This is a genomic window from Variovorax sp. VRV01 (assembly GCF_014852545.1).
Classification (GTDB): Bacteria; Pseudomonadota; Gammaproteobacteria; order Burkholderiales; family Burkholderiaceae_C; genus Variovorax; species Variovorax beijingensis_A.
The window spans coordinates 25,171-42,537 of the sequence record NZ_JACVBS010000011.1 but is presented as its reverse complement, the minus strand read 5'-3'; the positions used below and the strand labels follow the sequence as shown (position 1 = coordinate 42,537).

At 68.6% G+C, this 17,367-nt stretch carries 15 protein-coding genes; all 15 read right to left on the bottom strand.

Annotation, left to right across the window (positions count from 1 at the left end; all coding sequences use genetic code 11):
• Window positions 1-24 precede the first annotated feature (24 nt).
• The 15 genes from IB278_RS19845 to IB278_RS19775 all read right to left on the bottom strand — a co-directional run bounded on the left by IB278_RS19845 (window position 25) and on the right by IB278_RS19775 (window position 17,366).
• The gene (locus tag IB278_RS19845; RefSeq protein ID WP_192324968.1) at window positions 25-786 is read right to left on the bottom strand and encodes an SDR family NAD(P)-dependent oxidoreductase; all 762 of its coding nucleotides are present in this window, start codon (window positions 784-786) and stop codon (window positions 25-27) included.
• Complete coding sequence (locus tag IB278_RS19840) at window positions 783-2,387, bottom strand: ATP-dependent acyl-CoA ligase (RefSeq protein ID WP_192324966.1); 1,605 nt, start codon at window positions 2,385-2,387, stop codon at window positions 783-785. Before IB278_RS19840 ends, IB278_RS19845 begins: the two co-directional genes overlap by 4 nt.
• Window positions 2,377-3,108, bottom strand: coding sequence for an ABC transporter ATP-binding protein (locus IB278_RS19835; RefSeq protein ID WP_145741606.1), 732 nt, complete (start codon window positions 3,106-3,108; stop codon window positions 2,377-2,379). Before IB278_RS19835 ends, IB278_RS19840 begins: the two co-directional genes overlap by 11 nt.
• A complete protein-coding gene (locus IB278_RS19830; RefSeq protein ID WP_192324964.1) occupies window positions 3,105-4,892 on the bottom strand; it encodes an ABC transporter permease subunit in 1,788 nt (595 codons plus the stop codon). Before IB278_RS19830 ends, IB278_RS19835 begins: the two co-directional genes overlap by 4 nt.
• Window positions 4,889-5,944 (bottom strand): branched-chain amino acid ABC transporter permease, encoded by a 1,056-nt coding sequence (locus IB278_RS19825; RefSeq protein ID WP_145741603.1) that lies wholly within the window; start codon window positions 5,942-5,944, stop codon window positions 4,889-4,891. Before IB278_RS19825 ends, IB278_RS19830 begins: the two co-directional genes overlap by 4 nt.
• A 52-nt stretch (window positions 5,945-5,996) precedes the next feature.
• On the bottom strand, window positions 5,997-7,160 hold the full coding sequence (locus tag IB278_RS19820; protein WP_192324961.1) for an ABC transporter substrate-binding protein: 1,164 nt from the start codon (window positions 7,158-7,160) through the stop codon (window positions 5,997-5,999).
• A 51-nt stretch (window positions 7,161-7,211) separates the two neighbouring features.
• Window positions 7,212-7,679, bottom strand: coding sequence for an aromatic-ring-hydroxylating dioxygenase subunit beta (locus IB278_RS19815; protein WP_145741599.1), 468 nt, complete (start codon window positions 7,677-7,679; stop codon window positions 7,212-7,214).
• Window positions 7,676-9,001 carry an aromatic ring-hydroxylating dioxygenase subunit alpha gene (locus IB278_RS19810; RefSeq protein ID WP_192324959.1) on the bottom strand — a complete coding sequence of 442 codons (1,326 nt, stop codon included), beginning with the start codon at window positions 8,999-9,001 and terminating at the stop codon, window positions 7,676-7,678. Before IB278_RS19810 ends, IB278_RS19815 begins: the two co-directional genes overlap by 4 nt.
• Before the next feature lie 18 nt (window positions 9,002-9,019).
• Window positions 9,020-10,165: an ABC transporter substrate-binding protein gene (locus IB278_RS19805; RefSeq protein WP_192324957.1), complete on the bottom strand. Its 1,146-nt coding sequence runs from the start codon at window positions 10,163-10,165 to the stop codon at window positions 9,020-9,022.
• Between the two features lie 367 nt (window positions 10,166-10,532).
• A complete protein-coding gene (locus IB278_RS19800) occupies window positions 10,533-11,699 on the bottom strand; it encodes an ABC transporter substrate-binding protein (RefSeq protein ID WP_145741593.1) in 1,167 nt (388 codons plus the stop codon).
• Between the two features lie 52 nt (window positions 11,700-11,751).
• Window positions 11,752-12,483 carry an SDR family NAD(P)-dependent oxidoreductase gene (locus IB278_RS19795; protein ID WP_145741591.1) on the bottom strand — a complete coding sequence of 244 codons (732 nt, stop codon included), beginning with the start codon at window positions 12,481-12,483 and terminating at the stop codon, window positions 11,752-11,754.
• Complete coding sequence (locus IB278_RS19790) at window positions 12,480-13,292, bottom strand: cyclase family protein (protein ID WP_145741589.1); 813 nt, start codon at window positions 13,290-13,292, stop codon at window positions 12,480-12,482. The genes IB278_RS19795 and IB278_RS19790 overlap by 4 nt, the downstream gene beginning before the upstream one ends.
• A gap of 17 nt (window positions 13,293-13,309) precedes the next feature.
• Window positions 13,310-14,563, bottom strand: a complete 1,254-nt coding sequence (locus tag IB278_RS19785; protein WP_145741588.1) for an SDR family NAD(P)-dependent oxidoreductase — start codon at window positions 14,561-14,563, stop codon at window positions 13,310-13,312.
• A complete protein-coding gene (locus tag IB278_RS19780; RefSeq protein WP_145741586.1) occupies window positions 14,560-15,732 on the bottom strand; it encodes a thiolase family protein in 1,173 nt (390 codons plus the stop codon). Before IB278_RS19780 ends, IB278_RS19785 begins: the two co-directional genes overlap by 4 nt.
• Window positions 15,729-17,366, bottom strand: coding sequence for an AMP-binding protein (locus IB278_RS19775; RefSeq protein WP_192324955.1), 1,638 nt, complete (start codon window positions 17,364-17,366; stop codon window positions 15,729-15,731). Before IB278_RS19775 ends, IB278_RS19780 begins: the two co-directional genes overlap by 4 nt.
• Window position 17,367 lies beyond the last annotated feature (1 nt).

The following is a 17,367-nucleotide window of genomic DNA, read 5'->3' as shown; positions in this document are numbered from 1 at the left end:
TAGCGTGTGCGGCGCATCGCCTGTTCAGCGCATGAAGCGGCCGCCATTGAGGTCCAGCGTGGCGCCCGTCATGAAGGCCGTCGCGGGCGACGCGAGGTAGACCACGGCGGCCGCCACCTCTTCGGGCCGGCCGAAGCGGGCCAGCGGAATCTGCGCCTTGAGCGCCTGCTGCCGAGCCGGGTCCAGTGCATCGAGCGCGGGGCTGCGAACCGCTGCCGGCGCCAGTGCATTCACCGTGACGCCATGCGGTGCGAGTTCCTGCGCAAAGCTGCGCGTCAAGGCCAGCAGCGCCGCCTTGCTGGCTGCATAGTGCACGCCGGTTGCGGCGCTGGGCTGCTGGCCCGCCAACGACGCCAGGTTGACGATGCGGCCGGCTCCGCGCTCGCGCATGTGCCGCCCGGCAATGCGGCAGCCGAAGAAGCTGCCGCGCAGGTTGACGGCCAGCACGTCGTCCCACTCTTCGGGCGTGATGTCCCAGGGCGAAGTGAACGGCGTGCGCGCGGCGTTGTTGACCAGCACGTCGACGGCGCCGAAATGGGCCACTGCCGCTTCGAAGCAGCGGGAGAACGCCGCCTCGCTGCGCACGTCGAGCTCCATCGCGATGCAGTCGGCGCCCGTGGCGCGCAAGCCCGCGGCTGCGGATTCAGCGCCGTGGGCATCGATGTCCGCCAGCACCACGCGCGCACCCGCTTCGGCCAATCCGCGCGCAATGGCGGCACCCAGGCCCTGCCCCGCGCCGGTCACGAACGCGGCCCGGCCGGCAAGCGGTGGCGGCGCGGAACTCATGCCGTCGTTGCCGGGGGACGCAGGCCGGGCCGCCCGTCCCAGGTCTGTTCGCTGACGCCGCGCTCGCGCAGCTTGAACTTCTGCACCTTGCCGTTCTCGGTGCGCGGCAGGTCCGGCAGCACGTCGATGTAGCGCGGCACGGCGAAGTACGGCAGGCGGCTCTCGCAGAAGCGCGCCAGTTCGGCCGGGTCAATGCGCTGGCCCTCGCGCGGCACCAGCGCGGCCATCACCTCGTCCTCGGCCAGTTCGGATTGCACCGGGTACACGGCGCACGAAGCCACGCCAGGGTGGCTCAGCAGCACCTGCTCGACCTCGAACGACGAGATGTTCTCGCCGCGCCTGCGGATGGCGTCCTTGATGCGGTCGACAAAACGAAAGGCACCATCGGCATCCCGCACCACGCGGTCGCCGGTATGGAACCAGAGGTTGCGCCAGGCCTCGACCGTCTTCTCGGGCATGTTGAAGTAGCCGCTCGCAAAGGCATGAGGCTCGTCCGCGCGCAGCAGCAGTTCGCCGGCCTCGCCTGCCGGCAGTTCCGCATCGCCTTCATCGGCCACGCGCGCCTGGAAGCCGGGGCGCAGCCAGCCCATGACGCCGCCGCGCGGCGAATCCGGCGCGGTGGCGATCGCGAAGTTGGTCTCGGTCGATCCATAGCCCTCGAGCAGCGGCACGCCGGTTCGCGCCCTGAAGGCCTGCCCGGCCGCCGACGGCACGCCCGGCCCGAGCCCGATGCGCACGCGGTGATCGCGCTCGCCTTCGCCCTCGGGCTGGGCCAGCAGGATGGGCACCATCGCGCCCAGCAGGTAGACCACGGTCGCTCCGTTGGCGCGCATCGACGGCCAGAAGCCCGAGGCCGAGAAGCGCGATTCGAACACCACCTCGGCCCCGGTCAGCGCGGCCTGCGCGAAGGTGTTGAGCGCATTGATATGGAACAGCGGCAGCGTGGTGCACAGCACGTCGTCGCGGCCGACGCCGAGCACCTCGGCGCTGTTCACGCCCCACCAGAAATACTGCGCATGCGGGCAGACCACGCCCTTGGCCGGGCCGGTGGTACCGGAGGTGTAGAGGATGGCGAGCGGCTCGCCGGGCTGCACCGCGGCTGGCGCAATGGCTGGCCCGCCTTCGGGATAGCTCGAGACGCGAATGCCTGCAGGCGGCACCCATGAAGCAGCCGCCTCGCCGACGACCCAGAGCTCGCGCAGCGCCGTGCGCCCAAGATCGGCCGTCGCCAGCCGTTCGAGAAAACCCGCCTCGATCACCAGCAGCTTCGCCTCGCTGTTGGCAAGGAAGTATTCGATCTGCGGCCCCATCGACGCGGTGTTGACCGGCACCACCGACGCACCGAGCCAGCCCGCGCCGAGAAAGGTTTCGAGAAACTCGATGCGATTGCCGCACATCACGGCGATGCGGTCGCCGCGCGCCACGCCGGCCTCTGCCAGCGCGCCGGCACGCAGCGCAGCCGCTCCGGCCGCGTCGCCATGCGTCCATGGCCGCCCCGCGATCCGCAGCAGCGGACGCCCGGCGAAGCGTTCCGCCTGCCGCTGCAGCATCGCGGGCAGCGTGCGCTGGCCCGGCGGCAGCGCGCGCGCCTCACTCGTCATCGTGCGTGCCTCCGCCGAGGTAGGTGGCCTGCACCCGCGGATCGCTCGCGAGTTCGCCCGATGCGCCCGACAGCGCGATCTCGCCAGTTTCCAGCACGTAGCCATGGTCCGAGCTTTCGAGCGCGGCGCGCGCGTTCTGCTCCACCAGCAGGATCGAGACGCCGTCCTCGCGCAGCTTGCGCACGATGGAAAGAATGTCGCGCACGATCAGCGGCGCGAGGCCGAGGCTGGGTTCGTCGAGCATCAGCAGGCGCGGCGCAGACATCAGGGCACGGCCCACCGCGAGCATCTGCCGCTCGCCGCCCGAGAGCGTGTCGGCGCGCTGCGAACGGCGCTCGGCCAGGCGCGGGAAGCGGTCGTACACCGACTGCAGCCGCTTCTTCATTGCATCGCCGCGCAGCCGCTTCGCGTAGGCGCCGAGCTGCAGGTTGTCGAGTACGGTGAGCTCGCCGAACAGCTCGCGCTTTTCGGGCACCAGGCACAGGCCGCGCTCCACGCGCGCCTCCACGTCGAGGCCCTGCAGGTCTTCGCCCTCGAAGCGCAGCGTACCCTTGCAAGGCAGCAGTCCCATCGCAGCCGCCAGCAGCGTGGTCTTGCCCGCGCCATTGGGGCCGATCACCGAGATGATCTGCCCCGGCTGCAGGTTCAGCGACACGCCGCGCACCGCCTCGACCTGCCCATACGACACGTGCAGGTCGCCAATCTCCAGCATCGCCGTCATACGACACTCCCCAGGTAAGCCGCCTGCACGCGCTCGTCGGCGCGCACCGCCGACGGTACGCCCTCCACGAGCTTGGAGCCGAAGTTCATCACCACCAGACGGTCCACCAGTTTCATCACGAAGTCCATGTCGTGCTCGACGATGAGGATGGTCACGCCCTCCTCGCGCAGCTTGCGCAGCAGGTCGCCGAGCGCCATCTTTTCCTTGCGGCGCAGGCCCGCCGCGGGCTCGTCGAGCACCAGCAGCACCGGGTCGGCGGCCAGCGCACGTGCAATCTCCAGGATGCGCTGCGTGCCCAGCGGCAGGCTGCCCGCGAGTTCGTGCGCGCGGTCCCCCAGGCCGATGCGGTCGAGCTGGCGCTGCGCCTCCTGCAGGATCTGCGTCTCTTCCCTGCGGTCGAGCCGCAGGCCTGCCTTCAGGATGCCCGAGCGGGTGCGCGAATGCGCGCCCAGCGCCACGTTGTCGAGCAGGCTCATGTGCGGCCTGAGCTTCACGTGCTGGAAGGTTCGCGCCAGCCCCAGCCGCGCCACCTGCCGCTGCGGCATGCCGGCGATATCGCGGTCGAGAAAGCGCACCTGGCCCGAGGTCATCGGCAGCGTGCAGGTCAGCAGGTTGAACATGGTCGACTTGCCCGCGCCATTGGGCCCGATGAGCCCGACGATCTCGCCCGCATTCACCTCGAAGCTCACGTCGTTGACCGCCACCAGCCCGCCGAAGCGCTTGACCGCGCCGTTCACCGACAGCACCTGCGTGCCGCGCGCGGGCAGCTGTCGGTGCGGCAGCGGATCGACCGCGGGCGCTTCGTGGCGCGAGGCAGCTTGCGTGCCGGCGCGGCGGCGCGTCCAGCGCCGCAGCAGGCCCATGAGGCCGCCGCGCGCAAAGTGCAGCAGCAGGATGAAGAGCGTCGCAAAGGCAACGGCCTCCAGCTGGCCGGCGCGCTGCGTGAGCATCGGCAACACGTCCTGCAGGCCGTTCTTGAGCACCAGCACCAGCGCGGCACCCACCAGCGCGCCCGCCAGCTGCCCGAGCCCGCCGGCCACCGCCATCAGCAGGTATTCGATGCTGGCGCGCACGTCGAAGGGCGACGGGCTCACGAAGCGGTTCATGTGCGCATAGAGCCAGCCCGCCAGCCCTGCGAAGAGCGCCGCCGTGACGAACAGCGTGAGCCGCACGCGGTAGGCGTCGGCTCCCACGCTCGCGAGCAGCGTGGCACCGCCGCGCAGGCCGCGGATCGCGCGCCCCGGCCGCGACTGCAGCAGGTTCTGGCTGAACAGGCAGGCCAGCCCGACCACCACCCAGATCAGGTAGTACATGGAACGCGGATCGGCCAGCGACCAGCCCGCGATGCGCAGCGCCGGAATGTTCGACAGGCCCGTGTGGCGCCCGAGCGCATCGACGTTGCCGAACAGCATCGCGATCGACAGGCCCCAGGCGATGGTGCTGAGCGGCAGGAAGTGCCCGCCCAGCCGCAGCGTGAGCATGCCGATGGCCAGTGCCGAGAGGCCCGTGAGCAGCAGCGCGAACAAGAGGCCGATCCATGGCGACATGCCTTGCGTGGTGGTGAGCCAGGCCGTGGCATAGGCCGCGATGCCTACGAAGGCCGCCTGCCCGAACGAGGTCGCTCCACCCACGCCGGTGAGCAGCACCAGCCCAAGCGCCACCAGCGCGCCGATGCCGATGTCGTTGAGCAGCGAGACCGTGAAGCTGCCCGCCACTGCCGGCACCAGGGCCAGCACGGCGACCACCGCGGCGATCCCCACCATGCGTTTGCGGTTGCCGTTCATTGCTCCACCTCGTCTTCTTCCTCTTCGGAGTGCGCGGCCATGAAGGACCGCAGCATGAGCACCGGTATCAGCAGGCTGAACACGATCACGTCCTTCAGCGCCCCGCTCCAGAACGAGGCGAAGCTTTCCACCACGCCGACCGCGAGCGCGCCCACGGCCGTCATCGGATAGCTCACGAGCCCGCCGATGATCGCGGCCACGAAGGCCTTCAGGCCGATGATGAAGCCCGAGTCGTAGTACATGGTGGTCACCGGCGCGATCAGCACGCCGATGAGCCCGGCCAGCAGCGAAGCGCAGCCATAGGCCAGCAGCGCGGTGCGCACCGGCCGGATGCCGACCAGCCGCGCGCCCACGCGGTTGACGGCCGTGGCGCGCAGCGCCTTGCCCGCCACCGTGCGCTCGAACACCAGGAAGAACAATCCGCTCAGCACGATGGCCGCACCCACCATCAGCACCACCTGGCCGCTGACCGTGAAGCCGTCGCCCAGCGTGAACACGGCACTCGTGAGCGGCGTGGTGCGCGAGCCTTCAGGCCCGAAGAACAGAAGGCCCAGGCCCGAGAGCAGGAAGTGCAGCGCCAGCGAGACGATCAGCAGCACCAGCACCGAGGCATCCGCGATCGGCTGGAACACCACCCGCGCGAGCAGCGGCGCAATGGGCACCACCAGCAGCACGGCCACGGCAATGTGCACCGCCACCGGCACGCCGGGCCGCGCGGCCAGCCACGCCAGCAGGCAGGGAATGGCGGGCAGCACGCCCCACATCAACACGGCTTTCGGAATGCGTGCGGCCTCCCTGCGCCGCAGCAGGCTGCCGATCTCCGTCGCCAGCGCGAGCGCCGCGAGCACGGCGACCATGCCGATGGTCGGCGGCACGCGGCCGGTTTCGAAGGCCGCGAGCGACAGGGCTGCGAAGGCCGCGATGTCGCCGAACGGCACGAACACCACCCGCGTGACGGAAAAGATCAATACCAGCCCGAGTCCGGCCAGCAGATAGACGGCACCGTTGGCCAGGCCATCGGTGACGAGGATCAGCGCCACGTCCCATGTCATGGAAAAGCCCTTGGCAATATCGTTGTCGTTGTTGTTGCTTGCATGGGGTGGTTCAAGGTGCGAGCTTCCACTGGCCGTTGTCGAGCTTGACGATCACGCGGGCGCGTTCGTCCACACCGTAGAGGCTGCCGGGCTTGAAGGTGTAGACGCCGTGCGTGCCCACCACTTCCTTGGTACTGAAGATGGCATCGCGCAATGCGACGCGGAACTCGGCCGTGCCCGGCTCCGCCTTCTTCATGGCACGCGAAGCGGCATCGGCAAACACCAGCCAGCCGTCGAAGGAATAGGCCGAGAACGCGTCGCTGGTGGGCGCGTTGTTGACCTTCTGGAACACGGCGCGGAAATCGGTCGCGATCTTCTTGGTCGGATGGCTGTCGGGCAACTGCTCGGCCACGATCACCGGGCCGGTGGGCATCAGTGCGTTCTGCCCCGCGGCACCGACCACGCGCACGAAGTCGGGGTTGATCAGCCCGTGCTGGCCGTACACGCCGCCCTTGTAGCCGCGCTCCTGCAGCGCAAGGAAGGGCAGCGCGCCCGGCGTGCCGGCACCGCCCGTCATCACGGCATCGGGCCGCAGCGCCACGATCTTCAGCACCTGACCGGTCACCGAAGCGTCAGCGCGCGCATAGCGCTCGTTGCTCACCACCTTGATGCCGGCTTCGGGCGCGGCCTTCATCAGTGCGTTGTAGACCAGGTCGCCCCAGGCATCGGTGAAGCCGATGTAGCCCACGGTCTTGACGTTGTTGCGCTTCATGCGCTCGACCACCGCATCGATCATCAGCTGCGTGGGCTGCGCCACCGTCATGACCCAGGGGTTCTCGGCCGGGTCGAGCAGGATGGGCGTGAGGCCGATCATCGGCACCTTGGCTTCCTTGCCGACCTGCGCCATGGCAATGGCGGCAGGCACGCCCGAGGTGCCCATCAGCACATCGACCTTGTCCTCCTCGATCAGCTTGCGGGCATTGCGCCCGGCCGTGGTCGGGTCGGAGCCGTCGTCCAGCACGATGAGCTGCACCTTGCGGCCGTTGACTTCCGGCTTGTAGGCCAGCGCGGCCTGCATGCCCTTGGCATAGGGCACGCCCAGCGAGGAGTTGGGCCCCGACAGCGACACGCTCAGGCCGACCTTGAGGTCGGCCGCGAATGCGCTCGCAACACCACAGGCGGTCAGCGCCGCGGCGAGGGCACCGCGCGTCAAGGTCTGCATCAGGCTCTTCATGTCGTAGCTCCGGTGAGGATGGATGGGTGGATGGAAATGGACGGGGAAAACTCAGATGAACAACTGGATCGCCGGCAATGGGCGCGCGGCGTTGAGCAGGTCGATGCGCTTCTCGCGGATGGCCCATCCCTCGGGCGTGCGCACGAGGCGGTGGCGGGCGGTGCCGGTCAGCAGGATCTGCGATTCGCCGCGCGCTTCGATATAGAGGAACGGCGTGCGCAGGCGCACTGCATCGCTCGTCTCTTCCTCGATGCGCGAAGACTGCAGCACATGCTGGCTGTGGCTCGCGGGATGCTGCGAATGGGCACGCGGGTTCTTCAGGCGATCCACGCGCAGCTGCAGCAGCAGCCGGTCCTCATACGCCAGCGAGTTGTGCGAGAACGGATCGGCCTGCGCGGCGCCGAGCAGCGGAATCCAGTAATGGCCGTCTTCGGTGAAGAGCGCCAGCCAGTCGTCGAAGCGCCGCTCGTCGAGCAGTGCGGCCTCATGGGCAACGAAATCGCGCGGGTCGCCATTCATGCCGCGGCCTCCATGCCCGCCACCATCGACCTTGCCCAGGCGCGGAACTGGTTGCGCATGAGCAGCTCGTTCGTGCCATTGGTGGTGAGGGTCGGCTGCGCGAGTTCGGCCGCGTCGTAGTTGCGGTGCAGGCTCACCCATTCGTTGCCGCCGGCGCGCAGGCCCTGCTGGATGCTCTCGAACAGGTGCACGTCGTCGTGCGCAACCACCGACATCGGCGAGAACACGAGCCGGTTGTAGCTCATGGCCCGTTCGAAGAGCAGATCCGGCGCACCGGCTGCGCGGAAGCTCCAGGCCTCGACGAGCGTGCGGTCGGCGGCCAGCGGGCGGATCACGCGGATGGCCTGCGGCGAGCCCTTGACCGACAGGCTCGGATAGAAGACCGAGTTCTGCGGCGAGCGCTGCAGGATCTCGGCCGCGCGCTCCTCGCCATGCGCGGCGCGCATCGCAGCCTCGTACTCGGGCAGCTGCGCATAGTTGGAATGGATGCTGAAGCTCACGCCCAGCACGCTGTGGCCATTGGCGAACACGCGTCCGCCCATCCTGTCGAAGAACTCGTAGCCCGAGCCGAAGGGCAGGATCTGCTCCATCGCCATCGGCTTGGGGTCGGTTGGGGCATGGCCTTCCCACAGCGCCTCCGCCGCCTTGGTGGCCGACTCGTGCGTCGACATCGGATGCACCGTGTCGTTGATGTTCTCGAGGTACATCTTCCAGTTGCAGTGGACGATGTTGCGCAGCACGCCGCCGCCGACCGTGAGCCGGCCCTCGGGCGAGCGGTCGACCATGTTGTCGATGGCGCCGAGCACCTCGCCGAAGTAGTCCTCGAACGAGGGGCCGGTGTCCGCGAGCCGCACGAAGACGAAGTCACGGTAGACCTTCACGTGCTTCACCACCGAAAGCCCCCGGCCCGACTCGCAGGCCTTGAGCTGCGTGCCTTCGTAGCCGTTCTTCAGCGGCACACCGAGCGGCGCGCCGTCGAGCCTGTAGGTCCACGCGTGGTAGGGGCAGCGGAAAAAGCGGCCGGTGTTGCCGCATTCGTCGGTCACCAGCTGCGTGCCCTTGTGGGCGCAGCGGTTGTACATGACGTGCACCGCGCCGTCGGGCTGGCGCACCATGAGCAGCGGCCGGCCCGCAATGTCCTGCGCCACGAAGTCGCCGGGTTCCGGCACCTGGCTCGCGTGGCCGAGATAGACCCAGGTGTTCGCGAACAGGCGTTCCTGTTCGAGCGCGAAGATTTCCTCGCTCAGGTACAGGTCGCGGTGCACGCGGTCGTCCTGCACGAGCGCGGCGATGCGGTCCGGATGATGGCGGTAGCTGGTCATCGGCGGGCGCTCAGCTTCTCAGGGAACGAGCTTCCACTGGCCCTTGTTCATCTGCACGATCACCACGCCGCGCTGGTCGGAGCCGTAGCGGTCGTCGGGCTTGAAGGTGTAGATGCCGTGCGTGCCCACCAATTCCTTGGTGCTGGCGATGGCGTCGCGCAGCGCGCTGCGGTACTGCGGCGTGCCGGGCTCGCCCTTGGTGCGCGAGGCCGCATCGGCCAGCAGCAGGTAGGCGTCGTAGGTGTAGGACGAGAAGGCATCGGTCGGCACCGCGCCGTTCACCTTCTGGTAGGCGTTGCGAAAGCCCATCGACACCTTCTTGATCGGGTTGCTGTCGGGCAGCTGGTCGGCCACCAGCACGGGGCCGCTGGGCACCTGCAGGCCTTCGATGGCGGCACCACCCACGCGCACGAAGTCGGCGTTGATGAGGCCGTGCGTGCCGTAGATCTTTCCCTTGTAGCCGCGCTCGGCGAGCGCGAGGTAGGGCAGCGCGCCGGGCGTGCCCGAGTTGCCGGCAAACACGGCATCGGGCCGCTGCGCGACGATCTTGAGCACCTGCCCGGCCACCGAGGAATCGCTGCGCGCATAGCGCTCGTTCGCGACCACCTTGATGCCGGCCTTGTCGGCGCTCTTCACGAGCGAGTCGTAGGCCAGGTCGCCCAGCGCATCGGAAAAGCCGATGAAGGCCACCGTCTTCACGCCGGACTTCTGCATGCGTTCGACCACGCCTGCGACCATGAGCTGGAACGGCTGCGACACGGTCACGGTCCATGCGCCTTCGGGGCCGGGGATGGTGACGGGCGTGGGCGAGATCAGCGGGGTGTTGAGTTCGCGCGCCACCGACGCGATGGCCATCGCGCCCGGCACGCCCGAGGTGCCGATCAGCACGTCGACCTTGTCTTCCACCACGAGCTTGCGCGCGTTGCGCCCGGCGGTGGTGGGGTCGGACGCATCGTCGAGCACGATCAGCTGGACCTTGCGGCCGCCGATTTCCGGGTGTTCGGCAATGGCGGCGCGAATGCCCTTCTCATACGGCACGCCCAATGCGGCGACCGGGCCCGAGAGCGAGCTGATGAAGCCGATCTTGAGGTCGGCCGCCATGGCTTGTGCGGCCGCGAATGCTGCTGCAGTGAGTGTCAGGATTCGGGTCAGGTTCTGTTTCATTGTTGGTGCTCTAGCTTGTGGTGTCTTTGGGGTGGTCTTGCACTACTGTTCGGGACGCTGTTGTTCAGGGCGCGTGCACAGGCCACCGGGTACTCCCCTCCGCGAATGTCCCCCGCCTTCGGCTCCTCCTTGATTTCGCTGCGGGGAGCACCCGATGCCCTGTGCACGATGGGCGCAGCGCTTGTGCTGGCCGATCAACGACCGCTCTGACCAACGATCACGCCGATGGGGTGCCTTGCGCAGCGAAATCAAGGAGGAGGCCGAAGGCCGGGGGACATTCGCGGAGCAAGGTACCCCGTCGGCGTGGTCGCGCCCCGAACAAGGCAACGAGCGCACAATCCGACGCAAAGAAGAGCAAAGTGTCATTTCAGGGAACCAGCTTCCACTGTCCCTTTTCCAGCTTCACGACAACGCGCGACCGTTCGTCCGATCCATAGCGGTCCGTCGGCTTGAAGTTGTAGACCGAGTGCGTGCCCACCAGCTCCTTGGTACTCACGATGGCGTCGCGCAGCGCAAGGCGGAACTGCGGCGTGCCGGGCTCGGCCTTGGTGGCGAGCGCGCGCTGGGCCGCGTCGAGGTACAGCAGCCAGGCATCGAAGGTGTAGGCCGAGAAGGCATCGGTCGGCGGCGCGCCGTTGGCCTTCTGGTAGGCCGCGCGGAAATCCATCGACACCTTGCGGATCGGGTTCTCGCTCGGCAACTGCTCGGCCACGATCACCGGGCCGGTGGGTGCCAGCAAGCCTTCGACCGAAGCGCCGCCCACGCGCACGAAGTCCGGGTTGATCAGCGCATGCATGCCGTAGATCTGGCCCTTGTAGCCACGCTCTGCAAGTGCCAGGTAGGGCAGCGCGCCCGGCGTGCCCGAGGTGCCGGTGATCACCGCATCGGGACGCAGCGCCACGATCTTCAGCACCTGTCCGGTCACCGACGAATCGGCGCGCGCATAGCGCTCGTTCGACACGATCTTGATGCCGGCCGGCTCCGCGCTCTTTTGCAGCGCGTCGTACACCAGGTCGCCCCAGGCGTCGGAAAAACCGATGTAGCCGACCGTCTTCACGCCCGACTTCTTCATGCGCTCGACCACCGCGCTCACCATCAGCGGCGCAGGCTGCGGCAGCGTGACCATCCATGCGCCCTCTTCGCCCGGCAGGTTGGCGTTGGCGATCGAGATCAGCGGCGTCTTCGTTTCGCGCGCCACGCCGGCAATGGCCAGCGCGCCGGGCGAACCTGCGGTGCCGATGATGACGTCGACCTTGTCCTCGTCGATCATCTTGCGGGCATTGCGCGCAGCCGTGGATGGATCGGAGGCGTCGTCGAGCTGCACCAGCTGGATCTTGCGGCCGCCGATGTCGGCCTTGTAGGCGATCGCGGCCTTCATGCCCTTCTCATAGGGAATGCCGAGCGACGACACCGGACCCGACAGCGACGTGATGAAGCCGACCTTGAGATCGGCCGCCCAAGCGCCCGCGGCGCTCAGGGCGCCGAAGGCCGCGGCAATGCCCGCGATGGCACGGAATCGGTTCAGGACTTTCATGGCGATGCTCCAGGGTGATGTTTTTGAATGGAACGGATGAACGCGGAAAAAACTAGAGGGCGAGGCTGCCGACGCTGGTGCCGCCGCAGACGTAAAGCACCTGCCCGGTGACGAAGCTGCTGTCGGGGTCCGCAAAGAAACGCACGGCGCGTGCCACGTCGGCCGCTTCGCCGAGCCGCTTGACAGGCACGGAGGCGGCGAGCGCGCGTTCCTTCTCGCTGCCGGCCTCGACCACGTCGTAGAACATGTCGGTGCGGATCGGGCCGGGCGCCACGACATTCACCGTGATGCCGTCCGCGGCCAGCTCGAGCGCCCAGGTGCGCGCCATGCCCAGCATGCCGGCCTTGGTGGCCGAATAGCTAGTGCGTGTGGCCAGGCCCAGCGCGGCGCGCGACGACAGCAGCACCACGCGGCCGAAGCGCTGCGCGCGCATCGCGGGCAATGCGCCCTGCACCAGCTGGATGGCACAGCCCAGGTGCAGGTCGACCAGCGCATCGAGATCGACGAGCTTCACGTCAGGCAGCAGGGCCGCGCGGATGACGCCAGCGTTGTGCACGATGGTGGTCGGCGAAAAGCGCTCGACCAGTTCGCGCACCGCTTCGCCCGTGGCGGCGCGGTCGCTCAGGTCGACCTCGATGCTGTGCAGCTTCGGGTGGCCGATCCCGGCCTTGCGGCGCGCGAGCGACACCACCTCGTAGCCCTGCGCGAGCAGGTCTTCGCAAATCGCCTTGCCGATGCCGGCGCTGCCGCCGGTGACGGCCGCGACCTTGGGCGCCGTGCTCATGTTGAAGCTCCCACCAGCGCGAGCACCCGCAACGGACTGCCGCTGCCCTTCTCGATCTTGAGCGGCGGGCAGATCAGCACCGCGCCCGAGGGTGGCAGCAGGTCGAGGTTGCTCAGGCATTGCAGCCCGTAGCGCCCCGCGCCGTGCATGTAGTAGTGGCACGGATACGGCGGCCGCAGGTGGTAGCCCTGCCCCGCGTCGGTGCCGATGGCCTCCGAGCCGAAGCCCAGCACCTCGCGCTGCTCGACCAGGAAGCGCACGGCCTCGGTGCTCGGGCCGGGCGTGTGCTGTCCGGTCTCGTCGAAGTTCTGGTAGGCCTCGGGGTCGCTGCGCTTGGACCAGTCGGTGCGCATCAGGACCCATGCGCCCTTCGGGATGCGGCCGTGTGCCGCTTCGTAGCGCTCGATGTCGGCCACGCTCAGCAGGTAGTCGTCGTTCGCCTGCACGTCGGCCGAGCAGTCGATCACGCAGGCCGGCGCCACGAAGTGCTGCACGGGAATGGTGTCGACCGAGTTGTTCGGCAGGTCGCGGCCCGAGATCCAGTGGATGGGCGCGTCGAAGTGCGTTCCGGTGTGCTCGCCGCAGGAAAAATTGTTCCAGTACCAGCCCGGGCCGCGCTCGTCGTACTTCGACACTTCCTCGATGCGGAAGGGCCAGCACTGCCCCATCTCGGGCGGCAGCGCGATCTGCGGGAACTCGGGCGTGAGCGTCTGCGTAAGGTCGATCACGCGGATGCGGCCGCTGGCCATCGCGGTCACGAGGCCGCCGAGAATTTCTGCGGCGGACATCAGTTCGGTCGTCGTGGTCATTCGTTTTGGCTCCTGTCTCAGCCGCCCGCCGCGAGTTCGCGTTCGAGCACCTTCGGGTTGTCTCGCCAGCGTTCCAGCCATTCCTGCGCCACGTCGCCGGGATACACGTCCTCGACGCCGTCGCGCAGCGCCTTCACGATGGCATTGGCCAGCGCAGATGGAGCCAGCTTGGGCGGCGGTGTGTGCTGGTTCCATTCGTCGTCGATGGGACCCGGGAACACATTGATCACGCGGATGCCGGCCGGCCGCATCTCGGCGCGCAGGCACTGCGCGAGCGAGTGCGCCGCCGCCTTCGAGGCGCTGAAGGTGCCGTGCGGCGGGAAGTTGCTGAGCGCGTAGATCGACAGCAGGTTGACCCAGGCCGTGGCACCCGTCGCGCCGTCGGCCGAGCGGCCCTTCAGCGCGGGGCCGAACTCCTGCGCGAGGCGCAGCAGACCGAAGTAGTTGATGTCCATCTCGGCCTTGGCCACGTCGGTGCCGCGGCGCGCGCCGATGCCGAAAGTGCGGTGCACCTCCGCGTTGTTGATCACGATGTCGACCTTGCCGCCGATGGAGCCTGCGAGCTCGGTCACCTGCCGGCCGTTGGTGAGGTCCAGCGGCACCAGCGTGACTTGCGGCAGCGCCGAAATGTCGTCAAGCCCGTCGCCCATCTTCTTCCACGGCTCGGCATGGCCGACCCAGACGATGTCTGCGCCGGCCTTGATCAGCGCACGCACGATGGCCTGGCCGGTCTCGGTCTTCCCGTCGGTCACCAGCACCTTGCGGAACTTCGGGTCGCTGGTCATTTCACGCAGCATCTTGTCGTCGGCCATGTGGGGACTCCCTTCAATCGGAAAACCAATGAGAACGGCCTGGCCCGCGCGGTCGAGCCGGGCGCCGACACGCACACGCTCGGGCGCATCACCGACCTCGCCGTGCAGGTGGACCATGAGCGTCGGGCCGGCATCGAGGTGCACCAGGCCCAGCCGCCAGGGCAGCCGTTCGCGGAAGAACAGGTCGTTGCTGTGGTGCAGCGTGGTGCTGCCGAGCAGCTCGCCCTCGCCGCTTTGCTGCCGCCAGCGCAGTGCGGCCGAAAGGCACTTGCGGCAGACCTCGCGCGGCGGGTACTGCACCGTGCCGCAGTCTTCGCAGGTCTGCAGTTCGAAGCGGCCTTCGGCGGCGGCGGCCGTGAGGCCGAGCGCCACGCGGCCGCGCGCGCCGGGCGGCAGGTTCATCTGCCGGGTGCGCAGCACCGGGTTCTTGCGCGGGGGGCGCATCAGGGGCATCGTCATGCCGATCTCCCGAGAATGACGGCGCCTGTGCACAGGCAGCGGTCGTAAGTGACCATGCCGAAGCCGGCGACGAGGCCCAGTCGGGCGTTCGGCACTGCGCGTTGTCCGGCTTGGTCCGTGAGCTGCCGGATCGCCTCGACCATGCCGAGGAAGCCGCCCGCCGCACCGGCCTGCCCGGCCGAGAGCTGCCCCCCGCTCGTGTTGTTCGGAAAGCTGCCGTCGAAGGTCAGGGTGTGCGATTGCACGAAGGCCGGGCCCTCGCCCTTCTCGCAGAAGCCCAGGTCCTCGAACTGCATCATCACGATGACGGGGTAGTCGTCGTAGGTCTGCACGAAGTCGAGTTCCGCGGGCTGGATGCCGGCCTGCGCGTAGAGGTCGTCGCGGTCCATGCGCCAGCCGCCCTGCACCATCACCGGGTCTTCGGCATAGGCGTTGTGGCGTTCGATGGCGCCGCGGATCACCACGTGCGCAAGACCGAGGTCTCGCGCGCGCTCCTCGCTCATCACGAGGAAGGCGTCGGCACCCGCGCAGGGCATCACGCAGTCGAAAAGATGGATCGGGTCCGAGATCGGCCGCGCGGCCATGTACTCGTCGAGCGTGAGGCCCTTCTTGAACATCGCGTTCGGGTTGCCGAGCGCATTGGTCCGCTGGTCGACGCAGATGCGGCCGAAGTCCTCGCGCTTCGCGCCGTAGGTGCGCATGTAGTTGGCCGTGATGAAGGCGAAGATCGAGTTGGGCCCGCCCGAACCGTAGGGATAGCTCGCATCGCGCGCGAAGTTGCTGAAGCTGCCCAGCGTCTGGCGGAAGGAGTCGACATGATTGGTGTCGGCCCCCACGCAGGCCACGATGTCGGCATCACCCGCCTGCACGGCGCGCGCGGCGCGGCGCAGGCACATCACGCCCGAGGCGCCACCGGTCGGCACATGGTCGAGCCAGCGCGGCGACAGGCCCAGGTGCTGCGTGACGCCCACGGCGGTGTCGGGCGCAAGCGAGAAGCTGCTGAGGCAGAGGCCATCGATCTGCTCCTTGGCCACGCCGCTGGCTTCGACCAGCGCCTCGATGGCCTGCCCGATGAACCAGTGCGCGGTGCGCGTGGAGTAGCGCACATAAGGCACCGTGACCGGCACGGCCACCGCGACGCCTTCGTAGGAGAGCCGCTGCTTCGTCATGCCTGCCTCTTTTTCATCGCGCGCGTGTCGATGCAATGGCTCTGCCCCGGCAGCGACTGCGCCATCTCGCGCAGCTGCCCGCGCTGGATCTTCTGCGACGGCGTGAGCGGCAGCGCATCGACGAAGGCCACGTAGCCCGGCGCCTTGTAGTAGGCCAGCTGCGCGAGCGCATGCTCGACGATGCTGGCGGCGAGCTGCTCGCGCTGCGATGCATCGGCGCCTTCGCGCACCACGATGCAGGCCAGCACCTCGTCGCCGCGCACCGCGTCGGGCGTGGCGGCCACGGCCGAAGCCTTCACCGCCGGGTGCTGGTTGAGCACGCTCTCCACTTCGACGGCCGAGATGTTCTCGCCGCTGCGGCGGATCACGTTCTTCTTGCGGTCGACGAAGAAGAAGTTGCCTTCGGCATCGCGGCGCACCAGGTCGCCGGTGTGGAACCAGCCGCCGGCCCAGGCTTCGCGCGTGGCGTCGTCGTCCTTCAGATAGCCCGAGAAGAAATAGCGCTTCGGGTCGCTGCCGGCCGAACGCACCAGCAACTCGCCGGGCGCATCGACGCCGACTTCATCGCCGTCTTCACCCACCAGGCGGATCTCGACAAAGTCCTCCTGCCGGCCGAAGCAGCTGGTGCCCACGAGCCGCGGCTCGCGATTGGCCATGATGCAGGCGGCCGCGCCGGTCTCGGTCATGGCCCAGGCCTCGACCAACGGGAAGCCGAAGCGTTCTTCGAAGGGCGCGTGGTTCTTGCGGTCGACGCCGGCACCGAAGCCCCAGCGGATCGCATGGTCGCGGTCGGCCGCCGATGCCGGAGCGGAAAGCAGCATCGCGGGCATCACGCCCAGGTAGTGCGCAATGGTCGCGCCGCTTTCGCGTGCGCTCGCGAGCCAGGTCTTCGGATGGAAGCGGTCGAGCTGCACCAGGCAGCCGCCCGCGATCAGCACCACCATCGTGGAGAAGGCCATCGCGTTCATGTGGTTGAGCGGCAGCGGCGTGATGACGCGCTCGGCATCGCTCCGGATGCTGCAGACGCCGTCGAGCGCCGCATACCACTCGCCGGCGCGCAGGAAGTAGGCGTTGCTCAGGATGCAGCCCTTGGGGCGGCCGGTGGTGCCCGAGGTGTAGAGCAGGCCGCATTCGGTGTCGGCGCCGATGGGCTCGCGGGCGCGCGGCGCGCTGGTCCTCGCACGCGGCACCTCGTCGTCGGGGCCCATCGTCTCGAAGGCCACGCCGGCCTGTGCAGCCGCCGCGCGCAGGTCTCCGGCGCGCTCCGGCAGCGTCACTGCCAGGCCGATTTCGCTGTGGCCGATCAGGTAGACCAGTTCGGCCGAGCGCATCTCCGCGTTGATCGGCACCACGCTCGCACCCAGTGCGTTGAGTGCGAACCAGTGGAAAAGGAATGCGGGCCGGTTCTCCAGCAACAGGCCGACGCGGTGGCCATGGCCGTAGCCCGCTTGCGCGTAGGCCGCGCGAAGGCGCTCGACCTCGGCGGCAGCCCCGCCCCAGCGAATGGCGCCTGCCGTAATGCCGTAGGCGGCTGCGGTCACCGATTCGGTGAACAGGAACTCGGCCTGTGGCGCGCGGGCCGCGGTGGCTGCGAAGACCTGGTGGACGGTGGCCCGGACTGTGGCGTCTTGCATT

Coding starts and splice junctions, on each gene's coding strand:
- IB278_RS19790 (WP_145741589.1), bottom strand. CDS start 13,292: ATGACCACGACGACCGAACTGATGTCCGCCGCAGAAATTCTCGGCGGC.
- IB278_RS19845 (WP_192324968.1), bottom strand. CDS start 786: ATGAGTTCCGCGCCGCCACCGCTTGCCGGCCGGGCCGCGTTCGTGACC.
- IB278_RS19795 (WP_145741591.1), bottom strand. CDS start 12,483: ATGAGCACGGCGCCCAAGGTCGCGGCCGTCACCGGCGGCAGCGCCGGC.
- IB278_RS19785 (WP_145741588.1), bottom strand. CDS start 14,563: ATGACGATGCCCCTGATGCGCCCCCCGCGCAAGAACCCGGTGCTGCGC.
- IB278_RS19830 (WP_192324964.1), bottom strand. CDS start 4,892: ATGAACGGCAACCGCAAACGCATGGTGGGGATCGCCGCGGTGGTCGCC.
- IB278_RS19800 (WP_145741593.1), bottom strand. CDS start 11,699: ATGAAAGTCCTGAACCGATTCCGTGCCATCGCGGGCATTGCCGCGGCC.
- IB278_RS19810 (WP_192324959.1), bottom strand. CDS start 9,001: ATGACCAGCTACCGCCATCATCCGGACCGCATCGCCGCGCTCGTGCAG.
- IB278_RS19825 (WP_145741603.1), bottom strand. CDS start 5,944: ATGACATGGGACGTGGCGCTGATCCTCGTCACCGATGGCCTGGCCAAC.
- IB278_RS19775 (WP_192324955.1), bottom strand. CDS start 17,366: ATGCAAGACGCCACAGTCCGGGCCACCGTCCACCAGGTCTTCGCAGCC.
- IB278_RS19820 (WP_192324961.1), bottom strand. CDS start 7,160: ATGAAGAGCCTGATGCAGACCTTGACGCGCGGTGCCCTCGCCGCGGCG.
- IB278_RS19835 (WP_145741606.1), bottom strand. CDS start 3,108: ATGACGGCGATGCTGGAGATTGGCGACCTGCACGTGTCGTATGGGCAG.
- IB278_RS19805 (WP_192324957.1), bottom strand. CDS start 10,165: ATGAAACAGAACCTGACCCGAATCCTGACACTCACTGCAGCAGCATTC.
- IB278_RS19815 (WP_145741599.1), bottom strand. CDS start 7,679: ATGAATGGCGACCCGCGCGATTTCGTTGCCCATGAGGCCGCACTGCTC.
- IB278_RS19780 (WP_145741586.1), bottom strand. CDS start 15,732: ATGACGAAGCAGCGGCTCTCCTACGAAGGCGTCGCGGTGGCCGTGCCG.
- IB278_RS19840 (WP_192324966.1), bottom strand. CDS start 2,387: ATGACGAGTGAGGCGCGCGCGCTGCCGCCGGGCCAGCGCACGCTGCCC.